Source organism: Streptomyces sp. NPDC091281, from assembly GCF_044757425.1.
Taxonomy (GTDB): Bacteria; Actinomycetota; Actinomycetes; order Streptomycetales; family Streptomycetaceae; genus Streptomyces.
The window spans coordinates 109,859-125,863 of sequence record NZ_JBIVUY010000005.1; the positions used below are offsets into that span (position 1 = coordinate 109,859).

Annotated in this window: 12 protein-coding genes; 7 read left to right on the forward strand and 5 right to left on the reverse strand. The window is 73.6% G+C overall.

What is annotated here, in order from left to right; translation table 11 throughout:
* The first annotated feature begins 192 nt into the window (after positions 1–192).
* A complete protein-coding gene (locus ACIQPQ_RS15155) occupies positions 193–1,179 on the forward strand; it encodes an ABC transporter substrate-binding protein (RefSeq protein ID WP_401303775.1) in 987 nt (328 codons plus the stop codon).
* Between the two features lie 28 nt (positions 1,180–1,207).
* Here the strand turns inward: ACIQPQ_RS15155 and ACIQPQ_RS15160 are convergent, their stop codons facing one another.
* Positions 1,208–2,149 carry a LysR family transcriptional regulator gene (locus tag ACIQPQ_RS15160; RefSeq protein WP_401303777.1) on the reverse strand — a complete coding sequence of 314 codons (942 nt, stop codon included), beginning with the start codon at positions 2,147–2,149 and terminating at the stop codon, positions 1,208–1,210.
* A 100-nt stretch (positions 2,150–2,249) separates the two neighbouring features.
* On the opposite strand from ACIQPQ_RS15160, the gene ACIQPQ_RS15165 reads away from it, so the two are divergent.
* Positions 2,250–3,185: an EamA family transporter gene (locus tag ACIQPQ_RS15165; RefSeq protein WP_401303779.1), complete on the forward strand. Its 936-nt coding sequence runs from the start codon at positions 2,250–2,252 to the stop codon at positions 3,183–3,185.
* A gap of 26 nt (positions 3,186–3,211) precedes the next feature.
* On the opposite strand, the gene ACIQPQ_RS15170 is transcribed toward ACIQPQ_RS15165, so the two are convergent.
* A complete protein-coding gene (locus ACIQPQ_RS15170; RefSeq protein ID WP_401303781.1) occupies positions 3,212–5,245 on the reverse strand; it encodes an ABC transporter ATP-binding protein in 2,034 nt (677 codons plus the stop codon).
* Positions 5,246–5,434: 189 nt separating this feature from the next.
* On the opposite strand from ACIQPQ_RS15170, the gene ACIQPQ_RS15175 reads away from it, so the two are divergent.
* Positions 5,435–6,445 (forward strand): YbhN family protein, encoded by a 1,011-nt coding sequence (locus tag ACIQPQ_RS15175; RefSeq protein ID WP_401303783.1) that lies wholly within the window; start codon positions 5,435–5,437, stop codon positions 6,443–6,445.
* A 55-nt stretch (positions 6,446–6,500) separates the two neighbouring features.
* Here ACIQPQ_RS15175 and ACIQPQ_RS15180 read toward each other — a convergent pair whose 3' ends face one another.
* Complete coding sequence (locus ACIQPQ_RS15180; RefSeq protein ID WP_401303785.1) at positions 6,501–6,947, reverse strand: VOC family protein; 447 nt, start codon at positions 6,945–6,947, stop codon at positions 6,501–6,503.
* A gap of 181 nt (positions 6,948–7,128) precedes the next feature.
* A complete protein-coding gene (locus ACIQPQ_RS15185) occupies positions 7,129–7,422 on the reverse strand; it encodes a hypothetical protein (RefSeq protein ID WP_401303787.1) in 294 nt (97 codons plus the stop codon).
* A gap of 299 nt (positions 7,423–7,721) precedes the next feature.
* On the opposite strand from ACIQPQ_RS15185, the gene ACIQPQ_RS15190 reads away from it, so the two are divergent.
* Complete coding sequence (locus tag ACIQPQ_RS15190) at positions 7,722–8,822, forward strand: mechanosensitive ion channel family protein (RefSeq protein WP_401303790.1); 1,101 nt, start codon at positions 7,722–7,724, stop codon at positions 8,820–8,822.
* Positions 8,823–8,875: 53 nt separating this feature from the next.
* On the opposite strand, the gene ACIQPQ_RS15195 is transcribed toward ACIQPQ_RS15190, so the two are convergent.
* A complete protein-coding gene (locus tag ACIQPQ_RS15195; protein WP_401303793.1) occupies positions 8,876–10,468 on the reverse strand; it encodes a M1 family metallopeptidase in 1,593 nt (530 codons plus the stop codon).
* Positions 10,469–10,891: 423 nt separating this feature from the next.
* Here ACIQPQ_RS15195 and ACIQPQ_RS15200 point away from each other — a divergent pair, with 423 nt between their 5' ends.
* The 3 genes from ACIQPQ_RS15200 to ACIQPQ_RS15210 all read left to right on the forward strand — a co-directional run bounded on the left by ACIQPQ_RS15200 (position 10,892) and on the right by ACIQPQ_RS15210 (position 15,908).
* Positions 10,892–13,111 (forward strand): NADP-dependent isocitrate dehydrogenase, encoded by a 2,220-nt coding sequence (locus ACIQPQ_RS15200; RefSeq protein ID WP_401303795.1) that lies wholly within the window; start codon positions 10,892–10,894, stop codon positions 13,109–13,111.
* A 239-nt stretch (positions 13,112–13,350) separates the two neighbouring features.
* On the forward strand, positions 13,351–14,718 hold the full coding sequence (locus tag ACIQPQ_RS15205) for a bifunctional o-acetylhomoserine/o-acetylserine sulfhydrylase (RefSeq protein WP_401303796.1): 1,368 nt from the start codon (positions 13,351–13,353) through the stop codon (positions 14,716–14,718).
* Entirely contained in the window at positions 14,715–15,908 is a 1,194-nt protein-coding gene (locus ACIQPQ_RS15210; RefSeq protein ID WP_401304516.1) for a homoserine O-acetyltransferase, read from the forward strand. Before ACIQPQ_RS15205 ends, ACIQPQ_RS15210 begins: the two co-directional genes overlap by 4 nt.
* Positions 15,909–16,005 lie beyond the last annotated feature (97 nt).

A 16,005-nucleotide genomic window follows, 5' to 3' on the forward strand; every position in this document is an offset into this window, starting at 1 on the left:
CTAGAGGGGGCCCGGTACAGCGTCAAGCAGCATGCCGCACCTCACTGCACCTGTCCCCGAGTCCCGAGTGACCGCAGAGTGCTTGACTGTCCGAATCGCGGCCCCCTATGGTCCGGATAGATACCTACCTCAGTAGGTACCCTCGGAGTCCGTCAGGGCGCGAGGGCGAGCCGCAACGGCGCGGAGGCGATCATGAAAAGACGACTGGCGGGACTGGTGCTCGCCGCGATGCTCACGGCCTCGTGTGCCGGCGGAGGCGGGACCGGCGCGAAGCCGAAGGCGGACGAGCCGGTGCCGCTCACCGTGGGCACCCTCGCGATCTCCGCGACCGCCCCGCTCGAACTGGCCAGGCGGGAGGGCTACTTCGCGGACGAGGGACTCAAGGTCTCCCTCAAGTACATCGAGTCCCCGGCCGCGGTGCCCTCGGTGATGAGCGGCGCCATGCAGTTCGCCTGGCTGAGCGCGCCCGCCGTCCTCGTGGCCCGGGACAACGGGGTGCCCGTCGTGTCCGTCGCCGACGGGGTGACCATCGCCCCGCGCGGGGCGACCGCCGTCGACCTCGACACGTACCAGATCAACCTGCTGACGAAGACGGGCGGCCCGATCCGCAGCCCGAAGGACCTGGAGGGGCGGAAGATCGGGGTGAACGCGTTCTTCCAGCTCCCCGACCTCTCCGTCCGCAACGCGCTGCGCGAGTCGGGCGTCGACGTCTCCAAGATCGAGTTCATCGAGGTGCCGATGCCGCAGATGGGCGCCGCCCTCGACGCCGGGCGCATCGACGCGGCGAACGCCTCGGAGCCGTTCGTCACCCTCATGACCTCCTCCAAGAAGGCCCAGGTGCTCCTCTCGGCGGGTGTCGGGCAGGAGATCGGCACCCCGCAGAGCGTGCTGGTCACCTCGGAGAAGTACCTCAAGGGCAACCCGGAGGTCGTGAAGGCGTTCCAGCGCGCCGTCGGCAAGGCGGCCCGGTACGCGGCCGACCACCCCGACGAGGTGCGCGCGATCGTGCCGACGTACACGACGATGCCCGCGGAGGCCGCCGCGAAGATCCGGCTGGGCTCCTACGGCGGGGAGTCGGACCGGGCGGGCTGGGAGAAGTGGGCCGACATCCTGAAGAAGGAGGACGTGCTCAAGAAGGAACCCGACGTCGGCAAGGCGTTCGTGGAACCCACCGGCTGACGGCGCGGCACCGAGGCGCCCGCGCGGCTCAGTCGTCGGCGTAGAGCGCGGTGAGCAGGGCGATCACGTCCGGGGCGGCCGGGTGCGGGTCGGCGCGCCACCACAGCAGGCGCACCGCGACCGGCTCGGCGTCCCGCACCGGGCGGTAGACGACGCCCGGCCTCGGGTACTGGTGCGCGGTCGACTCGGCCGTCACACCGACGCCGCGCCCGCCCGCGATGGCGGTGAGCCAGTCGTCGACGTCGAGGGTCTCCTCGGTGACCGGCCGGGACTCCACCGGCCACAGGTCGGCGGTGGTCGTGCCGGTACGGCGGTCCACCAGCAGGGTGCGTGCCGCGAGGTCGGCGAGCCGGACCGCGCGGCGGCGGGCCAGCGGGTCGTCGGCCGCCAGCGCGCACACCCGGCGCTCCTCGCCGACCACCGCCGTGCCGAACCGCCGGTCCGCCGGGGCGCGCCGCACGACCGCGAGGTCGCAGGCGCCCTCCGCGAGACCGGCGGTCGGCGCGTTGACCCGCACCAGCCGCAGGTCCGCGCCGGGATGCGTCGCGGCCCAGCGGCGGTGGAAGGCGGCGGTGTGCCGTCCCAGCGCCGACCAGGCGTAGCCGAGCCGCAGCCCGTCGGACCCGGCGGTCGCCGTACGGACCAGCCCGTCGACCTCGGCGAGGGTGCGCCGGGCCCGCTCCAGCACCCGCAGCCCCGCCGGGGTGGGTGCCACCTCCCGCGATGTGCGCCGCAACAGCCTTACGCCCAGGGCCTGTTCGAAGGCGGCGAGGGAGCGGGAGACGGCGGCCTGGGAGACGCCGAGGGTGAGCGCGGCGTCGGTGAAGGTGCCCTCGTCGACGATGGCGACCAGCGCGCGCAGGTGCCGCAGTTCGACGCGGGACACCTTCTCGGCGTGCCCCGCCGGGGACGCGGTCCGCTCGGGGTGCTCGGTCCGCGCGGGCTGGCTGGGCGTCGCTTCCTGGTCCATGACTCCAGCGTATGGAGGCGGGCGCCATCCATGACGGTGGCGTATGGATGGGCCGGTCCGCGCATTTTGCGCGAGGTGGGGCCGGACCCAGGATCGGCGCATGTCATCAGCTCGCGCGGGCCACGGGTCCGACGTCGCCGCGGTCCCGGACCCGGCCGCCCCGGACGCCGTTCCCGTGGTCCCCGGCGCCTCCGGGGCCGGTTCCCGGCGGCTCGCCGGGGTGCTCGTGATGACCGGGAGCGGGCTGTCCAACCAGGTCGGCGCCGCGGTCGGCTCGCTGGCCTTCCCGGTGATCGGCCCGGTGGGGGTGGTGGCGGTACGGCAGTACGTCGCCGCGGCCGTCCTGCTGGCCGTGGGGCGCCCCCGGCTGCGCGGCTTCACCTGGGGGCAGTGGTGGCCGGTGCTGCTGCTCGCCGTGGTCTTCGGCACCATGAACCTGTCCCTCTACACGGCCGTCGACCGGATCGGCCTCGGGCTGGCGGTGACCCTGGAGTTCCTCGGCCCGCTCACCGTGGCGCTGGCCGCCACCCGGACCCGGCTGGACGCCTGCTGCGCGCTGGTCGCGGCGGCGGGCGTCGTCACCCTGCTGCGCCCGCGCCCGTCCGGCGACCATGTCGGCTTGGCCCTGGGGCTGCTGGCCGCCGCCTGCTGGGCCTCGTACATCCTGCTCAACCGGACCGTCGGGCGGCGCGTGCCCGGCGCGCAGGGCGCCGCCGCGGCGGCCGGGGTCTCCGCCCTGCTGTTCCTGCCCGTCGGGATCGTGGTGGCGGTGCACCGTCCGCCGACCCCGGCGGCCGTCGGCTGCGCCGTGGCCGCCGGGGTGCTCTCCTCGGCCGTGCCCTACCTCGCGGATCTGCTGACGCTGCGTCAGGTCACGCCGCAGGCCTTCGGGTTGTTCATGAGCGTCAATCCGGTGCTGGCCGCGCTGGTCGGACTCGTCGGGCTCGGCCAGGAACTGGGGGGAGCGGAGTGGGCGGCGATCGGCGCCGTGGTCGCGGCGAACGGGCTGAGCGTGCTCGCCCGGCGGCGGGGCTGAGCAACCCCCTTGTGCCGGAGCGGAGTTCAGGCCGGGGCCGGGGCGGGGTCCTGCGTGGGTTTCCGGGCGGGGTCCTGCGTGGGTTTCCGGGCGGGGTCGTGGGTGGGTTCCTGGGCCGGGGTCTCGTCCTCCGGGCGGGCGAACTGGGTGCGGTACAGCTCCGCGTACCGTCCCCCGGCCGCCAGCAGCCCTTCGTGCGTGCCGCGTTCGACGATCCGTCCGGCCTCCACGACGAGGATCAGATCGGCGGCCCGCACGGTGGACAGCCGGTGCGCGATGACGACCGCCGTACGGTCCTGAAGCGCCTCGGTGAGGGCCTCCTGGACGGCTGCCTCCGAGGTGTTGTCGAGGTGGGCGGTGGCCTCGTCGAGGATGACGACGCGCTGGCGGGCCAGGAGCAGCCGGGCGATGGTCATGCGCTGGCGTTCGCCGCCGGAGAGCCGGTAGCCGCGTTCGCCGACCACGGTGTCGAGGCCGTCGGGCAGCGAGCGGACCAGGTCGTCGAGGCGGGCGCGGCGCAGGGCGTCCCAGAGGTCGTCCTCGGTGGCGGCGGGGCGGGCGAGGAGCAGGTTGGCGCGGACCGACTCGTGGAAGAGGTGGCCGTCCTGGGTGACCATGCCGACGGTCGCCCGCAGGGAGTCGGCGCTCAGGTCGCGGACGTCGACCCCGCCGACGCGGACGGCGCCCCCGTCGACGTCGTAGAGGCGCGGCAGGAGCTGGGCGACGGTGGACTTCCCGGCGCCGGAGGAGCCGACGAGGGCGACGGTGCGGCCGGGTTCGGCGCGGAAGGAGACGCCGTGCAGGACCTCGGCGCCGCCGCGGGTGTCGAGGGCGGCGACCTCCTCCAGGGAGGCGAGGGAGACGCGGTCGGCGGCGGGGTAGCCGAAGCGGACGCCGTCGAACTCCACGGAGACGGGGCCGTCGGGGACCTCGCGGGCGCCGGGCTTCTCGGCGACGAGCGGGGTGAGGTCGAGGACCTCGAAGACCCGCTCGAAGCTGACCAGGGCGCTCATCACCTCCACGCGCGCTCCGGCGAGCGCGGTCAGCGGCGCGTAGAGGCGGGTGAGGAGGAGGGCGAGGGCGACGACGGCGCCGGGGTCCAGGGTGCCGTCGAGGGCGAGGCTGCCGCCGAGGCCGTAGACCAGGGCGAGGGCGAGGGCGGAGACGAGGGTGAGGGAGGTGATGAACACCGACTGGGCGGTGGCGGTGCGCACGCCGATGTCCCGGACGCGGGCGGCGCGGGCGGCGAACTCGGCCGACTCCTCGGCGGGCCGGCCGAAGAGCTTGACCAGGGTGGCGCCGGGGGCGGAGAACCGCTCGGTCATCCGGGTGCTCATGGCGGCGTCGAGGGTCGCCGCCTCGTGCTGCATGGCGGCCATCCGGCGGCCGAGGCGGCGGGCGGGCACCACGAACACCGGGAGGAGGGCGAGGGAGAGCAGGGTGACCTGCCAGGACAGGGTGAGCATGACGGCGAGGGTGAGGACCAGCGTGACGATGTTGCTGACCACGCCGGAGAGGGTGTTGCTGAAGGCGCGCTGGGCGCCGATGACGTTGTTGTTGAGGCGGGAGACGAGCGCGCCGGTGCGGGTGCGGGTGAAGAACGCGACCGGCATCCGCTGCACGTGGTCGAAGACGGCGGTCCGCAGGTCGAGGATGAGTCCTTCCCCCAGCGAGGCGGACAGGCGGCGGCCCAGGATGCCGAGGGCCGCCTCCACGACGGCGATGGCGGCGATCAGCAGGGCGAGGCGGACCACGGTGCCGCTGTCGCCGTGCGACACGATCGCGTCGACGACCCGCCCGGCCAGCACCGGTGTGGCGACGGCGAGCAGCGCGGTGGCCGCGCCGAGGACGACGTAGAGGACGATCCGGCGGCGGTGGGGGCGGGCGAAGACGGCGATACGGCGGAGGGTGGCGCGGTCGAAGGGACGCCTGCGCCGTCGTCGGCGCCGGGGTTTTCCGTCCTGGGGGTCCTCGTCTCGGGGATCGTCGTCGCGGGGGTCGTCGTGCCGGGCGTTGAGGACGCTGTAGAGCTGCGTCCAGGCGGTGGTCTCCATGCTCATACCGGCGACCGTAGAACCTCAAGTTTTGTTGAGGTCAAGAGGAGAAGGGTACGGGCGGGGCGCTCCGGTCGGGGCGTGCGTGCCGAAGGGGGAGGGTGGGGGCGGGACATGGCGATGTGCGCTGCTTCCCTGCCTGCGTCCACGCTGCGGTCATCCCGTGTTGACGTGGCGGGGAGAACGTCTCCGAATGTGACAGCGGTCCCCCTCGCCGGGCCCACCCGGCCCTCGCGCCCCCGGCCCCCGCGCTCCCCGCTCCGGGCGGGGTGTCTCCGGCGGCTGCCGGTGCGCCGCGCCCTGTGTCTGCTGCCGCTGGTGCTCGTCGCGGTGGTCGCGGTGCGCAACCGGCGGGTGCTGCTGGACGGTGTGGCCCAGCTGGGCTCCGCCGACTGGCGGTGGCTGGTGGCGGCGGCCGGGGCGACCTGTCTGACGTGGGTCGCGGCGGCCGTCACCCGGCAGGGCGCGGTGACCCAGCGGCTGCCCCGACTGCGGCTGCTGGCCACCCAGTTCGCGGCGGGCGCGGCCAACCACCTGCTGCCGACGGGGCTCGGCGCGAGCGCGGTCAACCTGCGGTTCATGACGGTGTGCGGCGTCCCCGCGGCCCGCTCCTCGGCGGCCCTCGCCCTCTACCTCCTGGCGGAGGCCGTGGCGCGGGTCGCCCTCCTGGCCGCGCTGCTCCTGGCGTTCCCCGGCGCCCTCCGCCTGGGCACGCTGCTGCCCGAGGGCGCGGCGGGCCCGCTGGCCGCACTGGTCGGTGGTGCGGTGGCGCTGGCGGCCGGGGCGGTCGTCGCCGTACGGCGGTGGCGTACGGCGGTGACGTCGTTCCTGCGAACGGCGTACGGGGAGGCCCGGTCGGTGCACGCCCGCCCGGCGCGCGCCCTGGCCCTCTGGGGCGGCTCCCTGGCCTTTCCCGTGCTCCAGGCGGCCGGACTGGCGGCGGTGGGCAGGGCGCTGGGGCTGCCGGTGCCGCCGGTCCACATGATGCTGGCCTACCTCGCGGCCACCGTCGCGGTCGCCCTGGTCCCCACTCCGGGCGGCATCGGCTCGGTCGAGGCGGCCCTCGTCGTCGCCCTGGTCGCGACGGGCGCCCCGGCCGCCCTCGCGACGGCGGTCGTCCTGGCGTACCGGGTGATCACGGTGTGGGCGCCGATGGTGCCGGGGGCGGTGACGCTGGGGGTGCTGGTGCGGAGGAAGGTGATCTGAGCGGCGGCCGGGCCGCCCGACCGGTGACGGGCCGCGCGGCGGGCCGGCCGTCTACTCAGGAGCCCTGGATCTGCTCGGCGAGTCCGACGATGACGCCGTCCGGGCCGCGGAGGTAGCAGAGCAGGTAGCTGTCCTCGAACCGGGCGATCTCGCCCACGAGTTCGCCGCCGTGCGGGCGGAGGCGGGCGACGGTGTCCTCGATGTCGTCGACGGCGAACATGACGCGGTGCGTGCCGAGGATGTTGTGCGGCTTGTCCCTGGGCCCGTCCGCGATCGCCTCGGGGCTGCGGTACCGCGCCAGCTCCAGGCGGCTGTGCCCGTCGGGGGTCCGCAGCATGGCGATGTCGCAGTGGGTGCCGCTCAGCCCCGTGCACTGATCGGCGAACCCGCCCCGCACCTCTCCCCTGCCCTCCAGCTCCATCCCCAGCTCCACGAAGAACGCGACGGCCGCGTCCAGGTCCCCCACGACGATGCCGACGTTGTCCATCCGCTGAACGGCCATGCCGCACTCTCCTCATTCACGTCATTCACGTCATTCACGGCTTCCGACGCGGCCGGGACGACCGCCGCCACCCCTGGGACGGAGCGGGTGCCCCGTTCTCGACATCCGCGGCCCCACGGACCCCGAGCACCTGGATCGTGCCTCAGGGGGGACCGTCCCGCACGCACCGACGTGCCGCTCCTCAGTGCGCGGCGGGGCCGAGCGACGCGATCCAGGACGTGAGGTCGGCGGCCACGACCTCGAAGCCCGCCGGGTCCAGATCGCCGAGCCCGGAGGAGAAGACGGCCGAGTCCGGGTCACCGCCGCGTACGAGGAAGCCGCGTCCGCCGCTGTCGTCGCCGACGAGGAGGAACCCCGGCGCGTACAGGCCGACTTCGTAGGTGGCGTTCCGTTCGGCGACGTCCCCGGCCGCGTACACCACGATCCCGGACGCGGTGAGCAGGCCGTCCCGCTCGTTCCACGCGGTCCCCGTCACACCGCACCCTTCTCCTGGTTCTCCGGCCGCCCGCAGGCGGCCGTCCCGGCGGATCTCGGCCTGTTCGGGCCCGCCGTGAGCAGACCCAGCAAACCACCGCAACCGTCCTCGCGCGCAACCCCGTTCGGCCTCCGTCAGGGCGGCGCGTGGTGCGAACTGGTGTTCCGGATGCGGGAGGATGGCGGGCGCGGTCGTGTGGTGGTGCACGGGCGTGTCCGTTCTTCTACACGAGCAGGTGACTACGTGACGACGACACTGCACGGCGGTCCGTCCGCCCCCTCCCTCCGCGGGGGTGGCCGGTGACCCGTGGGCTGACTCTGGACGACTTCGTCCTGGCCGGGATCGCGGTGGCGGCCGGGCTGCTGGTGGCGTTCCTGTCGCGGACGGTGCTGCGGTGGCTGGCCAAGCACGCCAAGCGGACCAAGTGGAGCGGCGACGACGTCGTGGTGGACGCGCTGCGCACGGTCGTGCCGTGGGCGGCGATCGCGGCGGGCGGTGCGGCGGGCGCCGCGGTGCTGCCGCTGACGCGGGCCGTGCAGCACACCGTCAACCAGAGCCTGACCGTGCTGCTGATCTTCGCGGTGACCGTGTCGGCGGCGCGGGTGATCGCCGGGCTGGTGCAGACCGTCACGCACGCCCGCTCGGGCGTCGCCGGGTCCGCGACGATCTTCGTCAACATCACCCGCGTCCTGGTCCTGGCGCTCGGTTTCCTCGTCGCCCTCCAGAGCATCGGGGTCTCCATAGCGCCGATGCTGACCGCGCTCGGTGTCGGCGGTCTGGCCGTCGCGCTCGCCCTCCAGGACACTCTCGCCAACCTCTTCGCGGGCATCCACATCCTGGCCTCCAAGACCGTCCAGCGCGGCGACTACATCCGGCTGAGCAGCGGCGAGGAGGGCTACGTCGAGGACATCAACTGGCGTCAGACGACGGTCCGCGCACTCTCCAACAACCTGGTCGTCATCCCCAACGGGCAGCTCGCCAAGACGAACATGACCAACTTCATGCGTCCCGAGCAGATGCTGACGATCCTCGTCCAGGCCGGCGTGGCCTACGACAGCGATCTGGAGCAGGTGGAACGGGTGACGACGGAGGTGGTCACCGAGGTGATGACGGAGATCACCGGCGCGGTCCCGGACCACGAACCGGCCGTGCGGTTCCACACGTTCGGTGACTCGCGGATCGGGTTCACGGTGATCCTGGGCGTGGGCGAGTTCAGCGACCAGTACCGGATCAAGCACGAGTTCATCAAGCGCCTGCACCGCCGCTACCGCGACGAGGGCATCCGCATCCCGGCGCCCACCCGCACGGTCGCGCTCCAGCAGGGCGCGGTGGTGATCCCGCAGCAGCGCACCGGCGACGGGATCGTGCAGGGCGGTCCGCCGAACGCCCTGCACGAGTAGCCACCGGAGACCGTCGCGGGGCGGGGCATCCGGCGCCCCGCCCCGCAACGGCGTTACAGCGTGGCCGAGTTGTCGTGCGGGCGGGCCGCTGTGTCCCGGCGCGGTCGGGCGGGGGCGGTGACGACGGGGGTGACGGTCCAGTCCGGGTGACCGGGCATCCGCGGGGTCGTCGTGCCGTACAGCCAGTCCCGGAGGAATCCGGTCACGTGCCGTCCGCCGACGTGCGCGGCCAGCTCGACGTAGTCCTCGGTCGAGGCGTGGCCGTCGCGGTGCCGGGCGAGGAACAGCCGCTCGACGGCGTGGAAGCGGTCCTCGCCGATCAGGTTGCGCAGCGCGTACAGGACGAGGACGCCGCCCAGGTAGCGCTGGCTGTCGAAGAGGTTCGCGGCGTTCGGCGCGGCCACCGGGCCGGACGTCCGCCGCCACTGGTCGCCGCGCGCGTACGTGTCCTTCATGCGCGCCTCCAGCGTGGTGAGGCCCAGGGAGTCGGCCCAGCCGCGCTCGTAGCGGTACAGCAGCCCGTAGAAGTCGGCGTGGCCCTCGTTGAGCCAGAGGTCGGACCAGGTGGCGGGACTGACGCTGTTGCCGAAGTAGGCGTGGACCAGCTCGTGCATCATGTGCGAGCCGATCTTCGACTCCTCCTGGAGGAGGAAGTTCGGCTTGTAGAGCGTGAGGGTCTGCGTCTCCAGGCCGGTGAAGTCGAAGGCGTCCGGGGCGTCGTTGTTGCAGGGCAGCAGCCCGTACGTCTCCAACGGGTAGGCGCCCAGGTGCTGTTCGGCCCAGGCGACGATGCCCGGGGTGAGCGCGAGCGCCGGTTCCAGGGCCTCGGCGCGGGCGGTGGGCACGATGTCGCGCAGCGGCAGCCCGTGCGGGCCGCGCCGCTCCTTGACGACGTAGTCGCCCACCGTGATCTGGACGATCTCGGTGGCGATCGGGTGGTGGGAGCGGTAGACGAACGCCGTGCGGTCGCCGGGGAGTTGCTCGGTGCGGACCAGGCGTCCGCTGGCCACGCCGCGCAGTCCGGCCGGGACGGTGACGCGGAAGGTGAAGTCCGCCTTGTCGGAGGGGTGGTCGTTGCAGGGGAAGACGGTGTGCGCGGAGTCGGGCTGCGGGCAGATCGCGAAGCCGTCCGGGGTGGGCACCCAGGCCGTGTGCGGGAGGGCGCGGCGCGGGTCGGCGGTGTAGGCGACGCGCACGGTGGTACGGGTTCCGGCGCGCAGCGGGCGGGCCGGGGTGACGCGCAGCTTCTCCTCCGCCTGCTCGTACGTGGCGGGGCGTCCGGCGACCTCGACGGAGCGTATGTCCAGGCCGAGGGCGTCGAGGGAGAGGCGGGTCAGGGCGCCGGTGGTGCGGATCTCCAACTCGGCGGTGGCGTCGACGAGGCGGGTGCCGGCGTCGTAGGCCAGGTCGAGGTGGTAGGCGGAGACCCGGTAGCCGTCGTTGCCGAGGGCCGGGTAGACGGGGTCGCCCAGGGTCTCGGGGCCGGGGACGGGGTCCTTGCCGGGCCCGTTCCCGGGGCCGGTGCGGCGGTCGGTGCCGGTGGCGGCCGGTCCCCCGGGGGCCGCGTGGGCGGTCGGGGTGACGGCGAGGGCCGCCGTGCCCAGCAGGAGGGCGGCCGGTGCCGTCACTCGGGTGCGATGTCTCATGGTGGTGAGTCCGCTTTCGCCAGGCGGCCGGATGGTCGGTCCGGCCGTCGTGGAAGGTGGTCGTGGATCGTGCCGGTCGATCCCGGTCGCGGAGCCTCGGTGCCGCGTGCCCGCCGGTCGTGGTTGCCCCCGGCCGGTCCCGCGCGGACGTCGATCGTCGTTCCGCGCCGGTCGTGGTCGTGCGCCGGGCGCGGGTCCCCGTCGATCGTGAGCCCCCGTCGATCATTGATCTTCGTACGATCTACCTGGATGACGAGCGGGGAGGCCGGTTCGGTTGCCCGCGGAGGCCCATGGGTTCGCCTCCGGTACCGGCTGCGGGCCGCGGCCGGATCGTTGCCGGGACGCCCGGCCGCTGTCGAGCCCGGCACGGGCACGAGATATCTTGATGTCGAGCAATGTTGCAGACGTGGAGCGGAGCACCCGGTGACTGACTCGACCATCATCTATACGCACACTGACGAGGCCCCGGCCCTCGCGACGTATTCCTTCCTGCCGGTGGTCCAGGCGTACGCCGCGCAGGCCGGTGTCTCCGTGGAGACGCGGGACATCTCGCTGGCCGGGCGCATCATCGCCGTGTTCCCGGAGTACCTCACCGAGGACCAGCGCATCCCGGACGCCCTGGCCGAGCTGGGCGACCTGGCGAAGACGCCCGAAGCCAACATCATCAAGCTGCCGAACATCTCGGCGTCGATCCCGCAGCTCAAGGCCGCCGTCGCCGAGCTTCAGGCGCAGGGCTACGCGCTGCCGGACTACCCGGACGACCCGAAGACCGACGAGGAGCGGGACGTCCAGGCCCGCTACGACAAGGTCAAGGGCTCCGCCGTCAACCCGGTCCTGCGCGAGGGCAACTCCGACCGGCGCGCCCCCGCCTCGGTCAAGAACTACGCCAAGACCCACCCGCACCGCATGGGCGCCTGGACCTCCGGGTCGAAGACGAACGTCGCGACGATGGGCGAGAACGACTTCCGCTCCACCGAGAAGTCCACGACGGTCCCCGCGGACGACACGCTCCGTATCGAGCTGGTCGCCGAGGACGGCACCACCACCGTGCTGCGCGAGTCCGTACCGGTCCTCGCGGGCGAGGTCGTCGACGCGTCGGTGCTGCACGTGGCCGCGCTGCGCGAGTTCCTCACCGCGCAGATCGCCCGCGCCAAGGCCGACGACGTGCTCTTCTCGGTCCACCTCAAGGCCACGATGATGAAGGTCTCCGACCCGATCGTCTTCGGCCACGTGGTCCGCGCCTTCTTCCCGAAGACCTTCGACCGCTACGGCGCCGCCCTGGCCGCCGCCGGTCTCTCCCCCAACGACGGTCTGGGCGGCATCCACAAGGGCCTGGAGTCGCTGCCCGAGGGCGCCGAGATCAAGGCGTCCTTCGACGCGGAGCTGGCCGAGGGCCCGGCGCTGGCGATGGTCGACTCCGACAAGGGCATCACCAACCTGCACGTGCCGTCCGACGTGATCGTCGACGCCTCGATGCCCGCCATGATCCGCACCTCCGGCCACATGTGGGGCCCCGACGGCCAGGAGGCCGACACCCTCGCGGTGCTCCCGGACTCCTCGTACGCCGGTGTCTACCAGGCCGTCATCGACGACTGCCGCGCGCACGGCGCCTACGACCCGGCGACCATGGGCTCGGTCCCCAACGTGGGCCTGATGGCGCAGAAGGCCGAGGAGTACGGCTCCCACGACAAGACCTTCGAGGTGAAGGCCGCCGGTACGGTCCGCCTGGTGAACACCGCGGGCGAGACCGTCCTGGAGCAGGCCGTCGCCGAGGGCGACATCTTCCGCGCCTGCCAGACCAAGGACGCCCCGATCCGCGACTGGGTCAAGCTGGCCGTGACCCGTGCCCGCGCCACCGGCGACCCGGCCGTCTTCTGGCTGGACGCCACCCGCGCCCACGACGCGCAGCTCATCGCGAAGGTCGAGGAGTACCTGGGCGAGCACGACACCGAGGGCCTGGACATCCGCGTCCTCGCCCCGGTCCAGGCCACCGAGCTGTCGGTGGAGCGCATCCGCCGCGGCGAGAACACCATCTCGGTCACCGGCAACGTGCTGCGCGACTACCTCACCGACCTCTTCCCGATCCTGGAGCTGGGCACCAGCGCCAAGATGCTGTCGGTGGTCCCGCTGATGGCGGGCGGCGGCCTCTTCGAGACCGGCGCGGGCGGCTCCGCGCCCAAGCACGTGCAGCAGCTGGTCAAGGAGAACTACCTGCGCTGGGACTCCCTCGGCGAGTTCTTCGCCCTGGTGCCGTCCCTGGAGCAGTACGCCGAGGCCACCGGCAACCCGCGCGCCAAGGTCCTCGCCGACACCCTCGACCGCGCGACGGCGACCTTCCTCAACGAGGACAAGTCCCCGACCCGCCGCGTCGGCGGCATCGACAACCGCGGCAGCCACTTCTTCCTGTCGCTGTACTGGGCGCAGGAGCTGGCCCGCCAGACCGACGACGTCGACCTGGCGAAGGCGTTCACCGGGTTCGCCGAGGCGCTGGCGGCCGACGCGGAGAAGATCGTCGGCGAGCTGAACGCCGTGCAGGGGCAGCCCGCCGACATCGGCGGCTACTACCAGCCCGACCCGGCGAAGGCGGCGGCGGTCATGCGTCCGTCGGCCACCTGGAACGAGGCGCTGGCCTCGCTGAGCTGACGTCCCGCACCTCCCGGACCCCGCGACGGGGTCCCCGTCCCGCCCCCGGCCGGCGTTCCGCCCCGGCCGGGGGCGCGGTCGTGTCCGGACCGCCGGACGCCATGGCTCCCCTTCCTCTGGAGGGGTGATTGCCGTGGTTTGTGACGTCCTCGTGTCACGTCCCGAAGAAGCCTGTCGTGGCCCCGGCCGCCCGTGCTTACCTCGACGCAGGTTCCCGCCTCACCCGCACGAGGAGCACCATGCCGAGCCAGCCCATCGACTCCGTCACCGCCGGTCACACCCCGGACGAGCAGCCCGCCGCGCCCGACACGTCGGCCTGGTCGTTCGAGACCCGGCAGATCCACGCCGGGGCCGTACCCGACCCGACCACGGGGGCGCGGGCCACGCCGATCTACCAGACGTCGTCGTTCGTGTTCCGCGACACGCAGCACGCGGCCGACCTGTTCTCGCTGGCCGAGCCCGGCAACATCTACACCCGTATCCACAACCCCACCCAGGACGTGTTCGAGCAGCGGATCGCCGCGCTGGAAGGCGGGGTGGCGGCCGTCGCGCTGGCCTCGGGGCAGGCCGCCGAGACCCTGGCGATCCTGACCCTGGCGGGCTCCGGCGACCACATCGTCTCCAGCACCTCGCTGTACGGGGGCACCTACAACCTCTTCCGGCACACCCTGCCGCGCCTCGGCATCGAGGTGTCCTTCGTGGACGACCCGGACGACGCCGAGGCCTGGCGGGCGGCGGTCCGGCCGAACACGAAGGCGCTGTTCGCGGAGACCCTGGGCAACCCGCGCGGCAACGCCCTCGACGTCCGGGCGGTCGCCGACGTGGCGCACGCGGCGGGCGTCCCGCTGATCGTCGACAACACGGTGCCGACGCCCTACCTGCTGCGGCCGATCGAGCACGGCGCGGACATCGTCGTGCACTCGGCGACCAAGTTCCTCGGCGGGCACGGCACGACCATCGCGGGCGTGGTCGTCGACGGCGGCACCTTCGACTTCGGCGCCCACCCGGAGCGCTTCCCCGACTTCACCGAGCCCGACCCCAGCTACCACGGCCTCCAGTACTGGCCCGCCCTGGGCCCCGGCGCCTTCGCGATCAAGCTGCGGGTGCAGCTGCTGCGCGACCTCGGCCCGGCGCTCTCCCCGCACTCGGCGTTCCTGCTGCTCCAGGGCGTGGAGACGCTGAGCCTGCGGCTGGAGCGGCACTCCGCCAACGCGCTGGCGCTCGCCCAGTGGCTGGAGCAGCGCGACGAGGTCGCCGCCGTCCACTATCCGGGACTGCCGTCCAGCCGCTGGTACCAGGCGGCGCAGACGTACCTGCCGAACGGGGCGGGCGCGGTCGTCTCCTTCGAGCTGCGGGACGGCGTCGAGGCGGGCAAGCGGTTCGTGGACGCGGTCGAGCTGTTCAGCCACCTCGCCAACATCGGTGACGTCCGCAGCCTGATCATCCACCCGGCCTCGACGACGCACAGCCAGCTGGACGAGGCCCAGTTGGCGGCGACCGGCACCTCGCCGGGGCTGGTGCGGCTGTCGGTGGGCATCGAGAACCTCGCCGATCTGAAGGCCGACCTGGAGGCGGGCTTCCGCGCGGCGAAGGGCGCGGGGTCCTGAACGCCGTACCCGAAGAGGGGGTTCCGCTCCCGCCGGCCACCGGGGCCTGGCGGGAGGGGGACTCGGCCGGGCGGCGGCAGTGGTACGTCGCGAAGGAGCCGCCCGTGCTGGAGGCGGGCGGTGAACTGCCGGGCGCGCGGCTGGCGTTCGAGACGTGGGGGCGGCTCGCCCCGGACGGCTCGAACGCGGTGCTGGTGCTGCACGCGCTGACCGGGGACAGCCACGCCGCGGGTCCGGCCGGGCCCGGTCATCCCACGCCCGGCTGGTGGGACGCGCTGGTCGGGCCGGGGCGGGCCCTGGACACCGGCCGCTGGTTCGTCGTCGCGCCGAACGTGCTGGGCGGCTGCCAGGGCAGTACGGGCCCGGCCTCACCGCGGCCCGACGGGCGCCGGAGCTGGGGCGGGGCGTTCCCGTTCCTCACCCAGCGCGACCAGGTGGCCGTCGAGGCGGGCCTCGCGGACGCGCTCGGCGTCGACCGGTGGGCGCTGGTGGTCGGCGGGTCGATGGGCGGGATGCGGGCGGTGGAGTGGGCGGTGTCGTACCCGGAGCGGGTCGGCGCGCTGCTGCTGCTCGCGACGGCGGCGGCGGCGAGCGCGGAGCAGATCGCCTGGGCGGCCGTGCAGACCGGGGCGATCCGCGCCGACCCGCACTGGCACGGCGGGGACTACCACCACACCGGGCGCGGCCCGCACGCCGGCCTCGGCCTCGCCCGCCGTCTGGCCCACGTCACCTACCGCAGCGAGCCCGAACTCCGGGTCCGCTTCGGCCGTGCCCCGCAGGACACCGAGGACCCCTTCGGCGGCGGCCGCTACCAGGTCGAGTCCTACCTCGACCACCACGCGGCCAAGCTGGTACGGCGGTTCGACGCGGGCAGCTACGTCGTCCTGACCGAGGCGATGAACGCCCACGACGTCGGCCGCGACCGCGGCGGCCCGCGCGCCGCCCTCCGCCGGGTCACCGCCCCGACGCTGGTCGCGGGCGTCGACTCCGACCGCCTCTACCCCCTGTCCCAACAGGCGGAACTGGCCGCCCACATCCCGGCCGCGGACCACCTCCGGGTGGTGGAATCCCCTCACGGCCACGACGGCTTCCTCATCGAGACGGAACAAGTGGGTTCACTGGTCGCGGAGTTGGTGGGTCGGGTACGGGCTGGTGGGGGCGGCGGGAGCGGCGTGAGTGGGGGCGCGTGACCGGGGCACGGCACGCGGGCACAGGGGGCCGACCCCGCGCCGCCGTCGGTGGCGTGTGGCACCGTGAGGTGGCCGATGTGTGCCGTGACCCCAGGGA